Genomic DNA, 17,433 nt, shown 5'->3' on the forward strand with positions numbered 1-17,433 from the left:
CTGCCCCCCCTGCCCCCCCCTGCGCCTGGCCCGGCTGGCCGCAAGGCCAGTCGGAGATCAGGAGCAGGGGCGCATCCGCGGGCAGGCGTTGCGCAATGTCCCCGGAACTCAGCACGATGACCGGCTGCGCCATCGACAGGATCTTCGCCAGCCGCTCGGGCGGGTGCTCGGGGTCGAGCGGCAGGTAAGCCGCCCCGGCCCGCATCGTGGCCAGCAGGCCCAGCGACAGTTCGAACGAGCGGTCCAGCGCCACCGCGACGATCTTCTCCGGCCCGGCGCCGCGCCGCACGAGTTCGGCGGCCAGCGCGGCGGTGCGGCGCTCAACATCAGCGTAGGTCAGCGTCTGGTCGCCGTAAGTCAGCGCGGGCGCCCCGGGGGTGGCGGAGATCTGCGCCTGGATCAGATCGACCAGCGTGGTCTGCGGTACCGGATGGCTGGCCCGCGCCGCGAAGGCCTGCTGCGCCCGGGTCTCGTCGGGGCTGGCGGTCGGCACCTCGGCCAGCCGCTCCGCGGTCAGTGCCGAAGCGAGGAAAGCCAGCAGCCGGGCGGAATGCGCGGCGGTGTCTTCCGCGGAATACAGCCCCGGATTGGCGTCGGTCTCGAACAGGATCCCGGCTTGGGGATCGCCGCGGAAGGTGAAGGTCAGATCCTCGACCGCGCCCGCGCCGAGGATATGCAGCCGCACGTCGAGGCCCGGGAACACCGGCGGCCGGTCGAAGGGCTGGACGTTGACCAAGGGCCCGTGCAGCCGCCGCGCGCCGCCGATCAGGCCGAGGTCGCGGCGCAACTGCTCGGAACGGTAAAGCCCGTGTTTGCGCGCCTCGCGCATCGCGCTTGCAGCCTGCGCGAGCCAGGCCGCAAGCGGCGCGTCCTCGTCGGGGCGTAGCCGCAGCGGAAGCACGTTCATCGCCATGCACGGCAGCCGCGCGATCTTGCGGCCCATCCGCGCCATGAAGGGCATGCCGATCACCGCCTCGCCGCCTGACCAGCGCGCGAGATAGGCGCCGGTCAGCGCGGTCAGCACATCGGGCCAGCCGAGTTTCTGCGCCGCCGAGACCGCCTCCAGCCGTGCCGCCAGATCGGGGGCCAGCCAGGCGCTTTCGCGGCGGAAGTCATGCGCGCTGACCGCGCGCTCGCCCTGGAGCGTGCCGGGGCTGGTGATCTCGGGCAGCCCCTCCATCGCGGCGCGCCACCAGGCGGCGTCCGAGGCACGCCGTTCCGAGGCGCGATAAGCGGCATCCTCGTCATCGGCGCGCGAGAGCGGCGGGAAGGGCAGCGGCGCCGCGCCCGCCCCAGTCAGATGGCCGTAATGCTCGCCGATCCGGTTGGTCACCAGCACCATGCCGTAGCCGTCGATGGCGAGATGATGGATGCGTTCATAGAGGAACACCCGCCCGCCGGGCAGCAGGAACAGGGTGAAAGCGGCGGCGGGTTCCTGCGCCAGATCCGGGGCGCGGGCGCTGTCGGCCCGCATCAGGCGCAGCGCCTCGGCCCCGGCCTCCGGGTGGGCGGTCAGATCGACCTCGCCCGCCACCACCGTGCCCGGCGCCAGCCATTGTTCCGGCCCGGTGTCCCCGGCGCGGAACCGCAGATGCAGCGCCTCGGATTCCAGGATGGTGCGCGCCAGCGCCTCGCGCAGGGCGGACAGGTCCACCGGTCCGGAAAGCTCCAGATACTGCCCGGTGTTCAGGATCGGGCTGGCCGGGTCCAGCGCCTGGAAATACCAGAGCCCCTCCTGCGCTTCGGTCAGCGGGCGCGGCTGCGCGGCCATCTCAGCCCGCCGCTCCGCTGCGCGAGACCGCCGCCCACCATTCGCCGAGCGTCGCACTCTCGGCGAAGACCGCGAAATCGAGCTTCACGCCGTCCTGCTCCCAGGCCGTCACCAGTTGCATCAGGCGCAGCGAATCCAGCCCGAGGTCGGGCAGATGGTCACCGTCGCCCACTTCGGCGGGGTCGAGGTCGATCAGCCGCGCGATATCCGCGCGCATCTTTTCCAGCGTGAGGGTCATTTGGCGGCTTCTTCCTCAAGATAGCGGGCACGGAGTTCCGCGCGCAAAGTGTTGCGGCTGACCTTTCCAACGGCGGTGGTGGCGAATTCCGTCACGAAGACAACCTGGTCGGGCACCTTGAATTCGGCAAGCCCGCGGCCGCGCATGAAAGCCTTGATTTCCACGGGCTTCGGCTTCTCGCCTTTCGGGACGATGAAGGCGCAGGACCGCTCGCCGAGGAAGGCGTCGGGGATCGAGACCACGGCGGCGTCGAACACCGCCGGATGCGCCAGCAGATGATCCTCGATCTCTTCGGCCGAGATCTTCTCGCCGGCGCGGTTGATATGGTCGCCCGCCCGGCCCTGGACCGAGAGATAACCGCCCGGCAGCCGCTTCACGATGTCGCCGGTGCGGTAGAACCCGTCCGGGGTGAAACTGCGGGCGTTTGCCGCAGGCTCGTTGTGATAGGCGCGGATCGTATAGGGGCCGCGCGTCAGCAGATGCCCGGGCGTGCCGTCGGGCACCGGCTGGCCCGAGTCGTCGAGGATCAGAACCTCGTCATCCCCGCTGATCGGGCGGCCCTGCGTGTTGACGATGATGTCCTCGGGGTCGTCGGGGCGGGTGTAGTTCACCAGCCCCTCGGCCATGCCGAACACCTGTTGCAGCGTGCAGCCGAGCGCGGGCTTCACCCGGGCCGCCGCCTCGGGGGTGAATTTCGCGCCGCCGACCTGGAGGATCTTCAGGCTGGAAAGATCATGCGGCGTGTTCGCCGCCGCCTGCATCCACAGAAGCGCCAAAGGCGGGACGAGGCCGGTGATCGTCACCCGCTCGCGTTCGATCAGCGCGAAGGCGGTGGCGGGGGTGGGGTTCGGGCTCATCACCACCCGGCCCCCGGCGGCGAGCGTGCCGAAGACGCCGGGCGAGGACATCGGGAAGTTATGCGCCGCAGGCAGGGCGCAGAGATAGACGCTGCCCTCGTCCAGCCCGCAGATCGCAGCGCTTTCGCGGAAGCTGTAGATGTAATCGTCATGGGTGCGGGGGATCAGTTTCGACAGCCCCGTGGTGCCGCCCGAGATCTGCATGAAGGCGACCGAAGAGGCATCCACCCGGGGCAGGGGGCCGCTGCCTTGCAGGCTGTCGAACGGGATCAGCCCCTCCGCCTGGCCGATCACCACCAGATGGCGCAGTTCGGGCACTTCGTCCCGGACCATCCGCGCCAGCGGGCGGTAGTCGAACCCGTCGAGCCGATCCGCCACGACCAGCGCCTTCGCGCCCGAGCGGCGGGCGAAATGCGCAAGCTCGGTCTGGCGATGCGCGGGCAGGGCATAGACCGGGATCAGCCCGGCCAGAAACAGCCCGAACACCGCCGGGAAGAAACCGGCGATATTGGGGATCTGCACGATCACCCGGTCGCCGGGCGCAAGACCGAGGCCGAGGAAACCATGCGCCGCCCGTTCGGCCTGCGCGAGCAGATCGCCGTAGCTCAGCCGGGTCTCGCCCCCCACCACCGCGATGCGGTCGGGGTGCGCCTCTGCCAGCCGGCGCAGCATGTCGCCGAAGCTCTCGCCCGCCCAATAGCCCTTTTCGCGGTAGCGGCGGGCGAAGTCCTCGGGCCAGGTCTGGCGGGGGGGCTGGCTCTCATCGGCCATGGAGGCACCTTTCTCACGACTCCCGCGACGGCTTTCGCGGCTTTCGGCGTATCGGTTCCGGGGCAGGAACCCGGTCCGGCCTTCTGACGGCGGGGATAGTGCCGCCAGGAAAAATAGTCAACTTTGCGTCAGCCGGTTGGCGCGGCCCGTATATTCGACTAGGCGAAGATATGACGCGCGCCCAGCACACTTATCGAGGTGATTTCATGACCCGGACAAGCCTGCCCCTGAAAGACACGCCGCGCGCCTATGGGCGTGTGACCCGCATTCTGCACTGGTCGATCGCGGCGCTGATCCTGTGGCAGTTCACGACGATGATCCTGAAGAACGGGCTCGGCTGGTCGCCGCGCGACAGCGCGGTCGTCGGCTCGCATGGCATGGTGGGGACGGCGGTCTTCGGGCTGATCGTCCTGCGGGTGCTCTGGGCGCTGATCAACCGCGGCAACCGGCCGGATCACGGCGCGGGGCTGATCGGGATCGCGGCCAAGGCGGGGCATGGGCTGCTGTATCTGGTGATGCTGATCGTGCCGCTGGCGGCGCTGTCGCGCGCTTTCGGCAGCGAAAGGCCCTTCGGTCCGTTCGGCTTCGAGCTGTTCCCGGCGCGCGAGGAGCCGATCGCCTGGATGGTCGCTTTCGGCGATGCGGTTCACGGCGAGCTCGGCTGGGTGCTGGGGCTGCTGATCCTCGGCCATATCGCGATGGTCGCGGTGCATGAGGGCATGTGGCGCGACGGCACGCTGGCGAAGATGGCCGGGCGTCGCGCGCTGGCGAAGGGCTGAGCCTCTTGCAGGCCGCGCAAGGCCAGGGCAGGGTCCGGGGCCATGCGCATCGTTTCCGTCACTTCGGTCAGGGATGAGGGGCCGTTCCTCCTGGAATGGATCGCCTGGCACCGGCTGATCGGGGTGACGGATTTCCTGATCTTCTCGAACGACTGCCGCGACGGCACCGGCGCGCTGCTCGACGCTCTGGCCGGGGCGGGGGTGGTGAGCCACCGGCCCCAGCTCCCGGCGGGCGGCAAGAGCATCCAGTGGCAGGCGCTGAAATCGGCCTGGGCCGATCCTCTGCGCAAGGCCGCCGACTGGATGCTGATCTCGGATGTCGATGAATTTCCCGTGGTTCATTGCGGGGCAGGGCGGCTGGCCGACCTCATCTCAGCCCTTCCCGAAGGGACCGATGCCGTCACGCTGGCCTGGCGGCTGTTCGGCGCCGGGGGCAGGGTGGAGTTCACCGGCCAGCCGGTGACGCAGGGCTTCACCCGCTCGGCGCCCGGTGACATGCTGCATCCGGTCTCGGCCACCATGTTCAAGAGCCTGTTCCGCCCGGCTGCCTTCCAGCGGCCCGGCGTCCACCGGCCCGGGCGCCGCCCGGGCGCCCCCGCCGCCCTCTGGGTCGATGGCAGCGGCCGCGCGCTGCCCGGCCATATCGCCGGAGACGACAAGCGCCTGTCGCTGATTCCCCTGCGCGATCACCGCAGGCTCGCCGAGATGCACCATTACTCGCTGCGTTCGGTTGAGAGCTATATCGTCAAGGCGGAACGCGGCCTGCCCAACCGCAGCACGAAGAAGATCGACCTGCATTACTGGGTCGAGCGCAATTTCAACAACCAGCCGAACGAGGCCGCCTTGCGTCATGCCGATGCGCTGGCCCGCGGGATGGCTGAACTGATGGCGCTGCCCGGCGTCGCCGCGCTGCACGATGCCGCCTGCGCCTGGCATCGCGAGAGTTTCGCGCGTCTGATCCGCGAGCCCGTATATTACCGGCTCTGGACCGGGTGCCTGCATGCGGGGGGCAGCGCGGCTTTGTCCGATCCGCTGGCGCTGAAAGTGCTGCGCGGTTTCCAGGCGCTGGAAAGCGGCGGCTGAGCACAACAGCGCGGGGCGGGACGCCGCTCAGGCACAAACTCCGGTTCCCCGCCGCCCGGTTTCTGCTGGCCAAGCCGCCGTTTTGGCTTTAGAGTTTTCCGTCACGGACCCGGGGGACACATCCGGGCCAGAGGCGGAAAATTCGAGGCGGTATCCCCATGACTGAAATGGTCTATGGTTCATCACCCGTTGCCGTGCGCGAGCCTGTGCTGCCGCGCTGGTGGCGCACGGTCGATCGCTGGACGATGACTTCGGTTTTCGTGCTGTTCGGGATCGGGCTGCTTCTGGGCCTTGCGGCTTCGGTGCCGCTTGCCAGCCGGAACGAGCTGAACCAGTTCTTCTATGTCCAGCGCCAGGCGGTGTTCGGCATGATGGCGCTGGTGGTGATGCTGGGGATCTCGATGGCGCCGCCGGGGCTGGTACGCAGGCTGGGGATCCTTGGTTTTCTGGGCGCGCTGATCCTTGTGATCGCGCTGCCGTTCGTGGGCGAGGATCACGGCAAGGGCGCGGTGCGCTGGCTGTCGGTCGGCGGCTTCTCGCTGCAACCGTCCGAGTTCCTCAAACCCGGTTTCGTCATCGTCACCGCCTGGCTGATGGCCGCCGCGCAGCAGGTGGGCGGCCCGCCGGGGCGGCTGATTTCCTTCGTGCTGCTGATCCTCGTGGTCGGATTCCTCGCCATGCAGCCCGATTTCGGCCAGTCGGCGCTGATCGTGTTCTCCTGGGGCGTGATCTATTTCGTCGCCGGGGCGCCGATGCTCCTGATCTGCGTCGTTGCCGGGATCGTCGCCTTCGGAGGCTTCATCGCCTATGGCGCGTCCGAGCATTTCGCCCGCCGCATCGACGGGTTCCTCTCGCCCGATGTCGATCCGCGCACCCAGCTTGGCTATGCGGCGAACGCGATCCAGGAGGGCGGTTTCTTCGGCGTGGGCGTGGGCGAGGGCCAGGTGAAATGGTCGCTGCCCGATGCGCATACCGATTTCATCATCGCGGTCGCGGCCGAGGAATACGGGCTCGTCCTTGTCCTTGTGATCCTTGCCTTGTTCGGCATCGTGGTGGTGCGCTCGCTCCTGCGGCTGACGGCCGAGCGCGACCCCTTCACCCGGCTGGCCGGATCGGGGCTCGCCTGCATCTTCGGCGTCCAGGCCATGATCAACATGGGCGTGGCGGTCCGGCTGCTGCCCGCCAAGGGGATGACGCTTCCCTTCGTCTCTTACGGCGGCTCGTCGATCATCGCCGCCGGGATCACGGTGGGGATGCTTCTCGCGCTGACCCGCACCCGCCCGCGCGACCGCATGGCCGAGCTTTTCGGGCGGAGGCGCTAGAATGGCGGCGCGGCTTTTGCTGATCGCGGCGGGCGGCACCGGCGGGCATATGTTCCCCGCGCAGGCGCTGGCCGAGGCGATGCTGGCGAAGGGCTGGCGGGTGAAGCTGTCGACCGACGAGCGCGGCGCGCGCTATGCGGGCGGCTTCCCGGCGGCGGTGACGGTCGAGAAGGTGTCTTCCGCCACTTTCGCGCGCGGCGGCGTGACGGGCAGGCTGATGGCGCCGTTCCGCATCGCGGCGGGCGTGGTTTCGGCCGCTGCGAAGATGATGTCCGAGAAACCCGCCGTGGTGGTGGGCTTCGGCGGCTATCCGACCATCCCGGCGCTGACGGCGGCCTGGATCCTGCGCCGCCCGCGGATGATCCATGAACAGAATGGGGTGCTGGGCCGGGTCAACCGGCTTTTCGCCCCGCGGGTGGACCGTGTGGCCTGCGGCACCTGGCCTGCCGATCTGCCCCGCGGGGTGGAGGGCGTGCCCACCGGCAACCCGGTGCGCGCCGCGGTGCTGGAGCGCGCGGCCGCCCCCTATATCCCGCCCGGCGACTATCCGATGAGCCTTGTGGTGATCGGCGGCAGCCAGGGCGCGCGGATCCTTTCCGATGTGGTTCCCGCCGCGGTGGCCGCGCTGCCCGAAGCCTTGCGCGGCAATCTGCGCGTGGCGCATCAGGCCCGCGCCGAGGATGCGGAACGCGCCGCGAGCGCCTATGCCGCCGCCGGCATCTCCGCCGAGATCGAGCCCTTCTTCGCCGACATTCCCCGCCGCCTCTCCGAGGCGCAACTGGTGATTTCGCGCTCGGGCGCCTCTTCGGTCGCGGATATATCCGTCATCGGCCGGCCCTCGGTTCTGATCCCCTACGCCGCCGCGACCGGAGACCACCAGAGCGCGAATGCCCGGGGCCTGACCGAGGCCGGGGCGGCGGTGCTGATCCCCGAGAAGTTGCTTGACGCGGCCTCCCTCAGCGCGCAGATGGCGGCGGTTCTGGGCAACCCCGCTGCGGCGCAGCGAATGGCTGCCAATGCGCTGGCCCAAAGCAGGCCCGATGCGACCGAAAGGCTGGTCGCGCTCGTCGGGGACCTGGCAGGAGAAAAACAATGAACGCCGCCACCAAACTGCCGCTCGAACTCGGGCCGATCCATTTCGTCGGTATCGGCGGTATCGGCATGTCGGGGATCGCCGAGGTGCTGCTGACGTTGGGCTACCGGGTCCAGGGCTCGGACAGCAAGGCGTCGAAAATCACCGCGCGGCTGGTCTCGCTGGGCGCCGAGTTCTTCGAGGGGCAGCGGGCGGAAAACATCGGCGACGGCGTGTCGGTGGTGGTGATTTCCTCGGCGATCAAACGCGGCAACCCCGAGCTGGAAGAGGCGCGGCGCAGGAAGCTGCCGGTGGTGCGCCGGGCCGAAATGCTGGCCGAACTGATGCGCCTTCGCTCGAACATCGCGGTCGCGGGGACGCATGGCAAGACCACCACGACGACCATGGTGGCGACGCTTCTGGACAAGGGCGGTTTCGATCCGACCGTGATCAACGGCGGCGTGATCCATGCTTACGGCTCGAACGCGCGGGCAGGGGCGGGCGAGTGGATGGTGGTCGAGGCCGACGAGAGCGACGGCAGCTTCAACCGTCTGCCCGCGACCATCGCCATCGTGACCAATATCGACCCCGAGCATATGGAGCACTGGGGCACCATCGACGCCCTGCGCCGCGGTTTCCTCGATTTCGTCTCGAATATCCCGTTCTACGGCGTGGCGGTCTGCTGCACCGATCACCCCGAGGTGCAGTCGCTGGTCGGCAAGGTGACCGACCGCCGGGTGATCTCTTTCGGCTTCAACGCCCAGGCCGATGTGCGGGCGGTGAATGTCCGTTTCGAGAACGGCAAATCCTGCTTCGACATCCTGTTGCAAAACGAGGAAGAGGGCTCCGCCATCGAGGGCTGCGAGCTGCCGATGCCCGGGGATCACAACGTCTCGAACGCGCTGTCGGCGGTGGCGGTGGCGCGGCATCTGGGGATGAAGAAGGAAGAGATCCGCGCCGCGCTGGCCGGATTCGCCGGCGTCAACCGCCGCTTCACCCGGGTGGGCGAGGTGAACGGCGTCGCCATCATCGACGATTACGGCCACCATCCGGTCGAGATTTCCGCGGTGCTGAAAGCCGCCCGCCAGGCCGTCTCGGCCACGCCGGGCGCGCGGGTGATCGCGGTGCATCAGCCGCACCGTTACTCGCGGCTGGCGAACCTGTTCGAGGATTTCTGCACCTGTTTCAACGAGGCCGATGTGGTCGCCATCGCCGAGGTCTATGCCGCGGGCGAGGATCCGCTGGCGGGTGCCAGCCGCGACGATCTGGTCGCCGGGCTGATCGCCCACGGCCACCGCCACGCCCGCGCGGTGATCGACGAGGAGGACCTCGCGCGGCTGTTCCGCGAACAGGCGCGGCCGGGCGACATCTTCGTCTGCCTCGGCGCCGGGACGATCTCGGCCTGGGCCAATGGCCTGCCCGCGAAGCTGATCGGCAAGGCCGCCTGAGCGGATGGAACTCGCAGGAATTTATCTGGCGGCGGTCGTCAGCGCGGCGCTGGCAGGCGGGCTGGCCTTTGTGCTCTGGCGGCGGGGCCTGCGATGGCTGGTCGTAGCGGCCTGGGTGGCGGTGGTGGGGCTGGCGGCGCTGTTCTGGCATCTCGCCTCGGTCGCCACCGGGGCGTTTCTCGCTGGCCTCGGCGAGACGATCATTGCGCTCTGGCTGGCGCTGGCTTTCGTGCCCGGGATCGCGCTTGGCGCGGCACTGGCGCTTTCGCGGCCCCTGGGGCTGGGCCTGAGCGTCGCTTATGCCCTTGGGCTGGCGGCTTATTTCGTGACGATGGCCTGAGAGGGGGGACGGACGAATGACTGCAAACCCCGGCCCCCGCAGCGACGGAGAGGCGTGAGATGTCGCTGCCGCTGATCCTTGGCTTTCTCTGGCTCGTCACCGCCAATCTGGCCGCCATGCTGCCCTCGCGCAGCCATCAGGAGCGGGCGGTGCCGGTGCTGATCGCGCTTGGCATTCCGCTTCTGGGCTGGCTGACCTGGGCCTCGGGGCCGCTCTGGGGGCTGATGTTCCTGTTGGGCGGCGCCTCGGCTTTGCGCTGGCCGCTGGTCTGGCTGTGGCATCGCCCGCGCTGACCGGCGCGCCCCCTGCGGGGGATTGCGGCCCGGGCGCTTTCCCGGCTAACCCTGTCGCCATGACAACGCTTCCCACCCCCCGCGGCACCCTGACCCCGAACCGTTCCCTGGCCGATCTGACCTGGCTGCGGGTCGGCGGCCCGGCCGACTGGCTGTTCCAGCCCGCCGACGAGGCCGACCTCGCCGCCTTCCTGCGCGACCTGCCGCCCGGGGTCGCGGTCTTTCCGATGGGGGTGGGCTCGAACCTGATCGTGAGGGACGGCGGCATCCGCGCGGTGGTGATCCGCCTGGGCCGCGGCTTCAACGGCATCGCGGTCGAGGGCGAGCGCGTCACCGCAGGGGCCGCCGCGCTCGACGCCCATGTCGCGCGGAAGGCCGCCGAGGCCGGGCGCGATCTGACCTTCCTGCGCACCATCCCCGGCAGTATCGGCGGCGCGGTCAGGATGAATGCGGGCTGCTACGGGCTGTATGTCGCCGATCATCTGGAGGAGATCCGCCTGATCACCCGCCAGGGCGAGGCGCTGACCCTGCCCGCCCGCGATCTGGCGCTGCGCTATCGCCAGTCCAGCCTGCCCGAGGGCGCGGTGATCGTCTCGGCCACCTTCCGCGCGCCCGCGGGCGATCCGGCGGAACTCGCCGCGCGGATGGAGGAGCAACTGGCGAAACGCGACGCCAGCCAGCCCACCAAAGAGCGCAGCGCCGGCTCCACCTTCCGCAATCCGGCCGGGTTCAGCTCGACCGGCCGCGCCGACGACAGCCACGATCTGAAGGCCTGGAAACTGATCGCCGACGCCGGGATGCGCGGCGCGCAGGTGGGGGCTGCGCAGATGTCGCCGATGCACGCCAATTTCATGATCAACACCGGCGGGGCGAATGCCGCCGATCTCGAATCGCTTGGCGAGGAAGTGCGAAAAAAGGTGTTCCAATCCAGCGGGATCACGCTAGAATGGGAAATCATGCGGGTCGGCGAAGCAGCCCCCCTGCACGAGAGTCAAGAAGAAAAGTCCGGGGCCTGAGGCCCGGGAAAACATATAAGGGGTCGCCAAAGACCCCGTGAGGCAGTGATGGCGGGCGGATCGGGCAGATTTCCCCGCGTGGCGGTTCTGAAAGGTGGCTTGTCCGCCGAGCGGGAGGTGTCCCTCTCGTCCGGTGCGGGTTGCGCCCAGGCCCTGCGTGAGACGGGTTACGAGGTGGTCGAGGTCGATGCCGGCCACGACCTTGCCCTGCGCCTGTCCGAGATCGCCCCCGATGTGGTGTTCAACGCGCTGCATGGTCGCTGGGGCGAGGACGGCTGCGTTCAGGGTATCCTCGAATGGCTGCGCATTCCCTATACCCATTCGGGCGTCTTGTGTTCGGCCCTCGCCATGGACAAGACCCGCTCGAAGGATGTGTTCCGCGCCGCCGGTATCCCGGTGGTGGACAGCGTTCTGGCCTCGCGCGAGGAAGTGTCGGAGCGCCACGTCCTGCCGCCGCCCTATGTGGTGAAGCCGAACAACGAGGGCTCTTCGGTCGGCGTCTATATCGTGCGCGAGGGCGCGAACGCGCCGCGTCTGGCCGAAACCATGCCGCAGCAGGTCATGGTGGAAACCTACGCCCCGGGGCGCGAGATGACCGTGGCGGTGATGGGGGGCAGGGCGCTTTGCGTCACCGATATCGTGACCGACGGCTGGTATGACTACGATGCCAAATACAAGACCGGCGGCTCGCGCCATGTGGTGCCCGCCGATCTGCCGGCCGGGATCACCGAGGCCTGCCTGCGGCTGTCCGAGCGCGCGTTTGAAGTGCTCGGCTGCCGTGGTCTCGCCCGTGCCGATTTCCGCTGGGACGAGGCGCGCGGCCTTGCCGGGCTGATCCTGCTGGAGATGAACACCCAGCCCGGGATGACGCCGACTTCGCTTGCGCCCGAACAGGCGGCGCATATGGGCATTTCCTACGGCGAGCTGTGCGACTGGCTGGTGAGGGATGCGTCATGCGATCGCTGATCCCGTTCCGCCTGCGCCCCGCGCGGCCCGCCAGACAGACCTGGGCGCGGCCCGAGCCGCCCCTGACCCGCGCGCCCGTGCGCCACGATCCGGCCCCCAGTCTCTGGGCCTACCGGATGCAAAGGGTGATGCTGACGCCTTACCTGCGCGCGCTGTTGCGGGTGGGGCTGCCCAGCTTCGCCGTGCTTTTCGCCTGCGCGCTTTACATCGCCGACGAGGACCGCCGCGCCGGGATCACCGCCGTCTTCACCGACCTGCGCGAGAAATTCGAGCAGCGGCCCGAATTCATGGTGACGCTGGCCTCGGTCGAGGGCTGTTCGCAGGATCTGGCCGATGCGGTGCGGGCGCGGCTGAACCTGAACCTGCCGCAAAGCTCGTTCGATCTGGATCTGGAAGCCGCCCGCGCCCGGATCGAGGATCTGGATGCGGTGAAATCGGCCGAGTTGCGGGTGCGCTCGGGCGGCGTGCTCCAGGTGCTGGTGACCGAACGCGAGCCGGTGGCGATCTGGCGCCAGGCCGAGGGGCTGACGCTCGTCGACGAGACCGGCCACCGCGTCGCCAGCCTGATCGAACGCTCTGACCGCGCCGATCTGCCGCTGATCGCGGGCGAGGGCGCCGACCGCGCCACGCCCGAGGCGCTGGCGCTGCTGGCCGCCGCCGGGCCGGTCGCCCCCCGTATCCGCGGCCTTGTCCGCATGGGCGAACGGCGGTGGGACATCGTGCTCGACCGCGACCAGCGCATCCTTCTGCCCGAGGACAATCCGGTGCGGGCGCTGGAACGGCTGCTGGCGCTGGATCATGCCCAGGACATCCTTACCCGTGACCTTGCCGCGGTCGATCTCAGGATCGCCGCGCGCCCGACCCTTCGCCTGACCCCCTATGCGATGAACGAACTGCGCCGATCCAGGGGGCTTGAGATCGTGGAGACCGAACTGTGACCGACCTCTATCAGACTCAACGCGCCATGCGGAACATGCGCCGGGCTGCCATGCAGCGCGGCGTCATCGCGATCCTCGACGTGGGAACGTCCAAGATCGCCTGTCTCATCCTGCGCTTCGACGGCGAGGCGCGATTGCGCGAGACCGAGGGCGTCGGCCCGATGGCCGGCCAGTCGCAGTTCCGCATCATCGGCGCGGCCACCACCCGCTCGCGCGGGGTGCGCTTCGGCGAGATCGCGGTGATGAACGAGACCGAGCGCGCGATCCGCACCGCGCTTCAGGCCGCGCAGAAGATGGCGAATGTCCGCGTCGATCACGTGATCGCCTGTTTCTCGGGGGCCGAGCCGCGCAGCTACGGCCTCGCGGGCGCGATCGACCTTGAGGACAACGTGGTCACCGAGCAGGACATCGCCCGGGTGCTGGCCTCGTGCGACGTGCCCGATATCGGCCCGGGGCGCGAGGTGCTGCACGCCCAGCCGGTGAATTTCGCGCTGGACCACCGCTCCGGCCTTGGCGATCCGCGCGGCCAGATCGGCCACCGCCTCGCCTGCGACATGCACCTTCTGTCGGTCGATGCCTCGGCGATCCAGAACCTGCTCTACTGCATTCAGCGCTGCGATCTGGAACTGGCGGGGATCGCCTCCTCGTCCTATGTCTCGGCGATCTCCAGCCTCGTCGAGGACGAGCAGGAACTCGGCGCGGCCTGTATCGACATGGGCGGCGGCGCGACCGGCATCTCGATCTTCATGAAGAAACACATGATCTATGCCGATTCCGTGCGGATGGGCGGCGATCATGTCACCTCGGACATCTCGAAGGGCCTCCAGATCCCGATGGCCGATGCCGAGCGGATCAAGACCCGTCACGGCGGGCTGTTCGCCACCGGCATGGACGACCGCGAGATGATCGAGCTCGGCGGCGATTCCGGCGACTGGGAGAAGGACCGCCGCCAGATCAGCCGCACCGAGCTGATCGGCATCATGCGCCCGCGGGTCGAGGAAATCCTGGAAGAGGCCCGCTCCGTGCTGGATGCGGCCGGTTTCGACCATCTGCCCAGCCAGCAGATCGTGCTGACCGGCGGCGGCAGCCAGATTCCGGGGCTCGACATGCTGGCGGGGCGCATCCTCGGCCACCGGGTGCGCCTTGGGCGGCCTTTGCGCGTCCAGGGCCTGCCGCAGGCGGCGACCGGGGCGGCTTTCGCCTCGGCGGTGGGGCTTTGCATGTTCGCGACGCATCCTCAGGACGAGTGGTGGGATTTCGAGGTTCCCGCCGATCGTTATCCGGCTCGGTCTTTGCGCAGGGCGTTCAGATGGTTCAAAGACAACTGGTAACCCCAGGATACGGCGCAGTCTGCGAAATCCCGCCTGCCGGGCGGCGAAATCCCCCATATTTTGTGGGCGGACGGCTTTTTTCTCGTGACCTCGGGGAGCGATACCGGTAGAGTTGCGGACAATCCGGCGGGTCCGGCCTCGGGACAGGGCTGCCCATCGGCGAGAAGGCACCGGCAAGAGACCCGGGGGCTGAAGACCCTCAGTGGCGGCACAAGAAACGGACAGGCGGATTCCATGGCACTCAATCTGACGATGGCGAACCAGCGTGAAGAGCTGAAGCCGCGCATCACCGTCTTCGGTGTGGGCGGCGCGGGCGGCAACGCCGTCAACAATATGATCGAGCAGGCGCTCGAAGGCGTGGAATTCGTGGTGGCGAACACCGACGCCCAGGCCCTTCAGCAATCGAAGGCCCATGCCCGGATCCAGATGGGCGTGAAAGTGACCGAGGGGCTGGGCGCGGGCGCGCGGCCCTCGGTCGGCGCCGCCGCGGCCGAAGAGACCATCGAAGAGATCGTCGATCATCTGGCGGGGGCGCATATGTGCTTCATCACCGCCGGGATGGGCGGCGGCACCGGCACCGGCGCCGCGCCGATCATCGCCCAGGCCGCGCGCGAGCTGGGCGTGCTGACCGTGGGCGTCGTCACCAAGCCGTTCCAGTTCGAGGGCGGCAAAAGGATGCGTCAGGCCGAGGAGGGGATCGAAGCCCTCCAGAAGGTCGTGGACACGCTGATCATCATTCCCAACCAGAACCTGTTCCGGCTGGCGAACGAGCGCACCACCTTTACCGAAGCCTTCGCCATGGCCGACGACGTGCTGTATCAGGGCGTCAAGGGCGTGACCGATCTGATGGTGCGCCCCGGCCTGATCAACCTCGATTTCGCCGATGTGCGTTCGGTGATGGACGAGATGGGCAAGGCGATGATGGGCACCGGCGAATCCGAGGGCGAAGACCGCGCCATCCAGGCCGCCGAGAAGGCCATCGCCAATCCGCTGCTCGACGAGATCAGCCTGAACGGCGCCAAGGGCGTGCTGATCAACATCACCGGCGGCCATGACCTGACCCTGTTCGAGCTGGACGAGGCCGCGAACATCATCCGCGAGAAGGTCGACCCCGAGGCGAATATCATCGTCGGCTCGACGCTCGACGGCTCGATGGCGGGGCGGATCCGCGTCTCGGTGGTGGCGACCGGCATCGACGCCAGCGCCCAGGCCAAGCCGGAACTGCCGATCACGCGGCGCCCGATGGCGCAGCCCCTGCAACTGCAACCCGCGCCGGAACCGGCCCCGGTGCGCCGCGAGGCGCCCGCGGCTTATGCGCCCGCTCCGGTCGCGCCGCAGCCGGCTCCGGTGGCGCAGCCCGCCGCTCCGATGCCGCAGCCGGTGGCGCAGCAGGACTACAGCGAGCAGGATCTGTTCGGCGCCGGCGACATGACCGCCCCGGCCTTCGCGCCGCAAGAGGAAGACCCGCATGCGGGCCATGATCTGCCGCCGCCGGCCTACCGCCCGCAGCAGCAGGCCCCCGCGCAGACCATGCGCCCGGCGCCCGCCTCGATCGAGGCCGATGCCGCCGCTTTCGTGGCGCCGCGCCCCAGGGTGCCCGGCCAGCCCTCGCCCGAGGCGATGGCCCGGCTCCAGGCCGCGGTGAAGAAGAACCCGGCCCCGGGCGCCGCCCATGCCGCGCCGCAGCCCCGCGCGGCCGAGCCGCAGCCCGCCGCCGCGGCGCGTCCGCGCTTCGGGATCGGCTCGCTGATCAACCGGATGGCGGGCCATCTGGAAGGCGGCCAGGCCGAGCGCGCCCCGGCGCCCCAGGGACATCGCCAGCAACCGCCGGTGACCGCCTATGACGACGAAGCCGAAAGCGGCCCCGATCAGGACCGGATCGAGATTCCGGCATTCCTGCGCCGCCAGGCCAACTGATAACAGGCAGGAAGAAACCTAGGGAGGGGCCGGGAAACCGGCCCCTTTTTCCTTGCCGTATCAATGGGTTGTGATTGTGACACCTGGTGTCACAAACGGTTGCAAAAGGTGAATTGTGATCGGTGCAACACTTTACTAACTACTCTGGCAGACAGGGCGGCGCCAATGCGCCCCTGAGCAAGACAGACGTGCAAGGCAGAATGGAAGGCACTCAGGTGCAGAACACACTGAAAACGGCAGTCAGCTTCTCCGGCGTGGGGCTCCACACCGGGCAGCCTGTGCGCATGACGGTGCGTCCCGCTCCGGCGGATCACGGAATCTGGTTCCGCCGCACCGATATTGCCGGCCCGGACGCCGATATTCCGGCGATCTGGTCGGCGGTGACGCCCTCGCGGCTGTGCACGGTGGTGGAAAACGCCGAAGGCGTCGCGGTCTCGACCATCGAACATCTGATGGCCGCGCTTGCGGGCTGCGCCATCCATAACGCGGTGATCGAAATCGACGGGGGCGAGGTGCCGATTCTCGACGGCTCGGCCGAGCCCTTCGTCGCCGCCTTCCTTGCCGCCGGTCTGCGCGAGCAATCCTCCGAGATCTGCGCCATCCGCGTGCTGCGCCCCGTCGAGGTGCGCGAGGGCGAGGCGGTCGCGCGGCTGGAACCGGCCGATATGCTGGAGATCGACTTCCGCATCGACTTCACCGACGCCGCCATCGGCACCCAGGCGCGCCATCTGCGCATGTCCAATGGCGCTTTCGTGCGCGAACTGTCCGACAGCCGCACCTTCTGCCGTCAGGCGGATGTGGATGCGATGCGCGAGAAGGGCCTCGCGCTCGGCGGCACGCTTGAGAATGCCGTGGTGTTCGACGGCGCCCGGGTGGTCTCGCCCGGCGGTCTGCGCCACCAGGACGAGCCGGTGCGCCACAAGATGCTGGATGCGGTGGGCGATCTCTCGCTTGCGGGCGGGCCGATCCTTGGCCGCTACACCGGCATTCGCGCCGGTCACGCCATGACCAACCGCCTGCTGCGCGCGCTGTTCGCCGACCCGGATAATTACCTGATCGAGGGCTGCTCCGGCCGCATCGGCGGAAAACTGCCGGGGATCGGCGTCCATTCCGGTGATCTGCCCTCGTCTCGCCGCCGCGCGGCCTGACCAGGCGCCCCGGCTGCGCCGCTCCGCAGGTGCCGCCGGGTGGTGAAAGGCGTTTTGCGCAGCGGATTTTTCTGTGCTAGGACGAGGCAAATCGCCGGGGGCGCAAGCACCACCGATGCGCGGCAGAGGCAGCCGGGCAGGGG

Annotated in this window: 16 protein-coding genes; 13 read left to right on the forward strand and 3 right to left on the reverse strand. The window is 68.9% G+C overall.

Features of this window, described 5'->3' with window-relative positions:
* The 3 genes from XINFAN_RS14260 to XINFAN_RS14270 all read right to left on the reverse strand — a co-directional run.
* A partial coding sequence (locus tag XINFAN_RS14260; protein WP_148087150.1) for a condensation domain-containing protein occupies positions 1–1,771 on the reverse strand: 1,771 nt, incomplete at its 3' end.
* 1 nt (position 1,772) lies between these two features.
* Positions 1,773–2,009, reverse strand: a complete 237-nt coding sequence (locus XINFAN_RS14265; protein ID WP_124087540.1) for a phosphopantetheine-binding protein — start codon at positions 2,007–2,009, stop codon at positions 1,773–1,775.
* Entirely contained in the window at positions 2,006–3,637 is a 1,632-nt protein-coding gene (locus XINFAN_RS14270; protein ID WP_124087541.1) for a (2,3-dihydroxybenzoyl)adenylate synthase, read from the reverse strand. Before XINFAN_RS14270 ends, XINFAN_RS14265 begins: the two co-directional genes overlap by 4 nt.
* Positions 3,638–3,843: 206 nt before the next feature.
* On the opposite strand from XINFAN_RS14270, the gene XINFAN_RS14275 reads away from it, so the two are divergent.
* From XINFAN_RS14275 to lpxC, 13 genes are all read left to right on the forward strand, one after another.
* Positions 3,844–4,416, forward strand: a complete 573-nt coding sequence (locus XINFAN_RS14275; protein WP_124087542.1) for a cytochrome b — start codon at positions 3,844–3,846, stop codon at positions 4,414–4,416.
* A 42-nt stretch (positions 4,417–4,458) separates the two neighbouring features.
* Positions 4,459–5,499: a glycosyltransferase family 2 protein gene (locus tag XINFAN_RS14280; RefSeq protein ID WP_124087543.1), complete on the forward strand. Its 1,041-nt coding sequence runs from the start codon at positions 4,459–4,461 to the stop codon at positions 5,497–5,499.
* 158 nt (positions 5,500–5,657) lie between these two features.
* The gene (locus XINFAN_RS14285; RefSeq protein WP_124087544.1) at positions 5,658–6,821 is read left to right on the forward strand and encodes a peptidoglycan glycosyltransferase FtsW; all 1,164 of its coding nucleotides are present in this window, start codon (positions 5,658–5,660) and stop codon (positions 6,819–6,821) included.
* 1 nt (position 6,822) lies between these two features.
* On the forward strand, positions 6,823–7,917 hold the full coding sequence (locus XINFAN_RS14290) for a UDP-N-acetylglucosamine--N-acetylmuramyl-(pentapeptide) pyrophosphoryl-undecaprenol N-acetylglucosamine transferase (protein WP_124087545.1): 1,095 nt from the start codon (positions 6,823–6,825) through the stop codon (positions 7,915–7,917).
* Positions 7,914–9,341, forward strand: coding sequence for a UDP-N-acetylmuramate--L-alanine ligase (gene murC / locus XINFAN_RS14295; protein WP_124087546.1), 1,428 nt, complete (start codon positions 7,914–7,916; stop codon positions 9,339–9,341). The genes XINFAN_RS14290 and murC overlap by 4 nt, the downstream gene beginning before the upstream one ends.
* Positions 9,342–9,345: 4 nt before the next feature.
* Entirely contained in the window at positions 9,346–9,681 is a 336-nt protein-coding gene (locus tag XINFAN_RS14300) for a hypothetical protein (protein ID WP_124087547.1), read from the forward strand.
* 59 nt (positions 9,682–9,740) lie between these two features.
* The gene (locus XINFAN_RS14305) at positions 9,741–9,974 is read left to right on the forward strand and encodes a DUF2484 family protein (protein ID WP_124087548.1); all 234 of its coding nucleotides are present in this window, start codon (positions 9,741–9,743) and stop codon (positions 9,972–9,974) included.
* A 59-nt stretch (positions 9,975–10,033) separates the two neighbouring features.
* Positions 10,034–10,990: a UDP-N-acetylmuramate dehydrogenase gene (murB, locus tag XINFAN_RS14310; protein ID WP_124087549.1), complete on the forward strand. Its 957-nt coding sequence runs from the start codon at positions 10,034–10,036 to the stop codon at positions 10,988–10,990.
* A gap of 48 nt (positions 10,991–11,038) precedes the next feature.
* Entirely contained in the window at positions 11,039–11,956 is a 918-nt protein-coding gene (locus XINFAN_RS14315) for a D-alanine--D-alanine ligase (RefSeq protein ID WP_124087550.1), read from the forward strand.
* The gene (locus XINFAN_RS14320) at positions 11,944–12,894 is read left to right on the forward strand and encodes a cell division protein FtsQ/DivIB (protein WP_124087551.1); all 951 of its coding nucleotides are present in this window, start codon (positions 11,944–11,946) and stop codon (positions 12,892–12,894) included. Before XINFAN_RS14315 ends, XINFAN_RS14320 begins: the two co-directional genes overlap by 13 nt.
* Positions 12,891–14,225: a cell division protein FtsA gene (ftsA, locus tag XINFAN_RS14325; protein ID WP_124087552.1), complete on the forward strand. Its 1,335-nt coding sequence runs from the start codon at positions 12,891–12,893 to the stop codon at positions 14,223–14,225. Before XINFAN_RS14320 ends, ftsA begins: the two co-directional genes overlap by 4 nt.
* Before the next feature lie 234 nt (positions 14,226–14,459).
* Positions 14,460–16,142 carry a cell division protein FtsZ gene (ftsZ, locus tag XINFAN_RS14330; RefSeq protein WP_124087553.1) on the forward strand — a complete coding sequence of 561 codons (1,683 nt, stop codon included), beginning with the start codon at positions 14,460–14,462 and terminating at the stop codon, positions 16,140–16,142.
* Between the two features lie 215 nt (positions 16,143–16,357).
* On the forward strand, positions 16,358–17,290 hold the full coding sequence (gene lpxC, locus XINFAN_RS14335; protein ID WP_124087595.1) for a UDP-3-O-acyl-N-acetylglucosamine deacetylase: 933 nt from the start codon (positions 16,358–16,360) through the stop codon (positions 17,288–17,290).
* Positions 17,291–17,433 lie beyond the last annotated feature (143 nt).

It is taken from the genome of Pseudogemmobacter humi (assembly GCF_900609055.1).
Classification (GTDB): domain Bacteria; phylum Pseudomonadota; class Alphaproteobacteria; order Rhodobacterales; family Rhodobacteraceae; genus Pseudogemmobacter; species Pseudogemmobacter humi.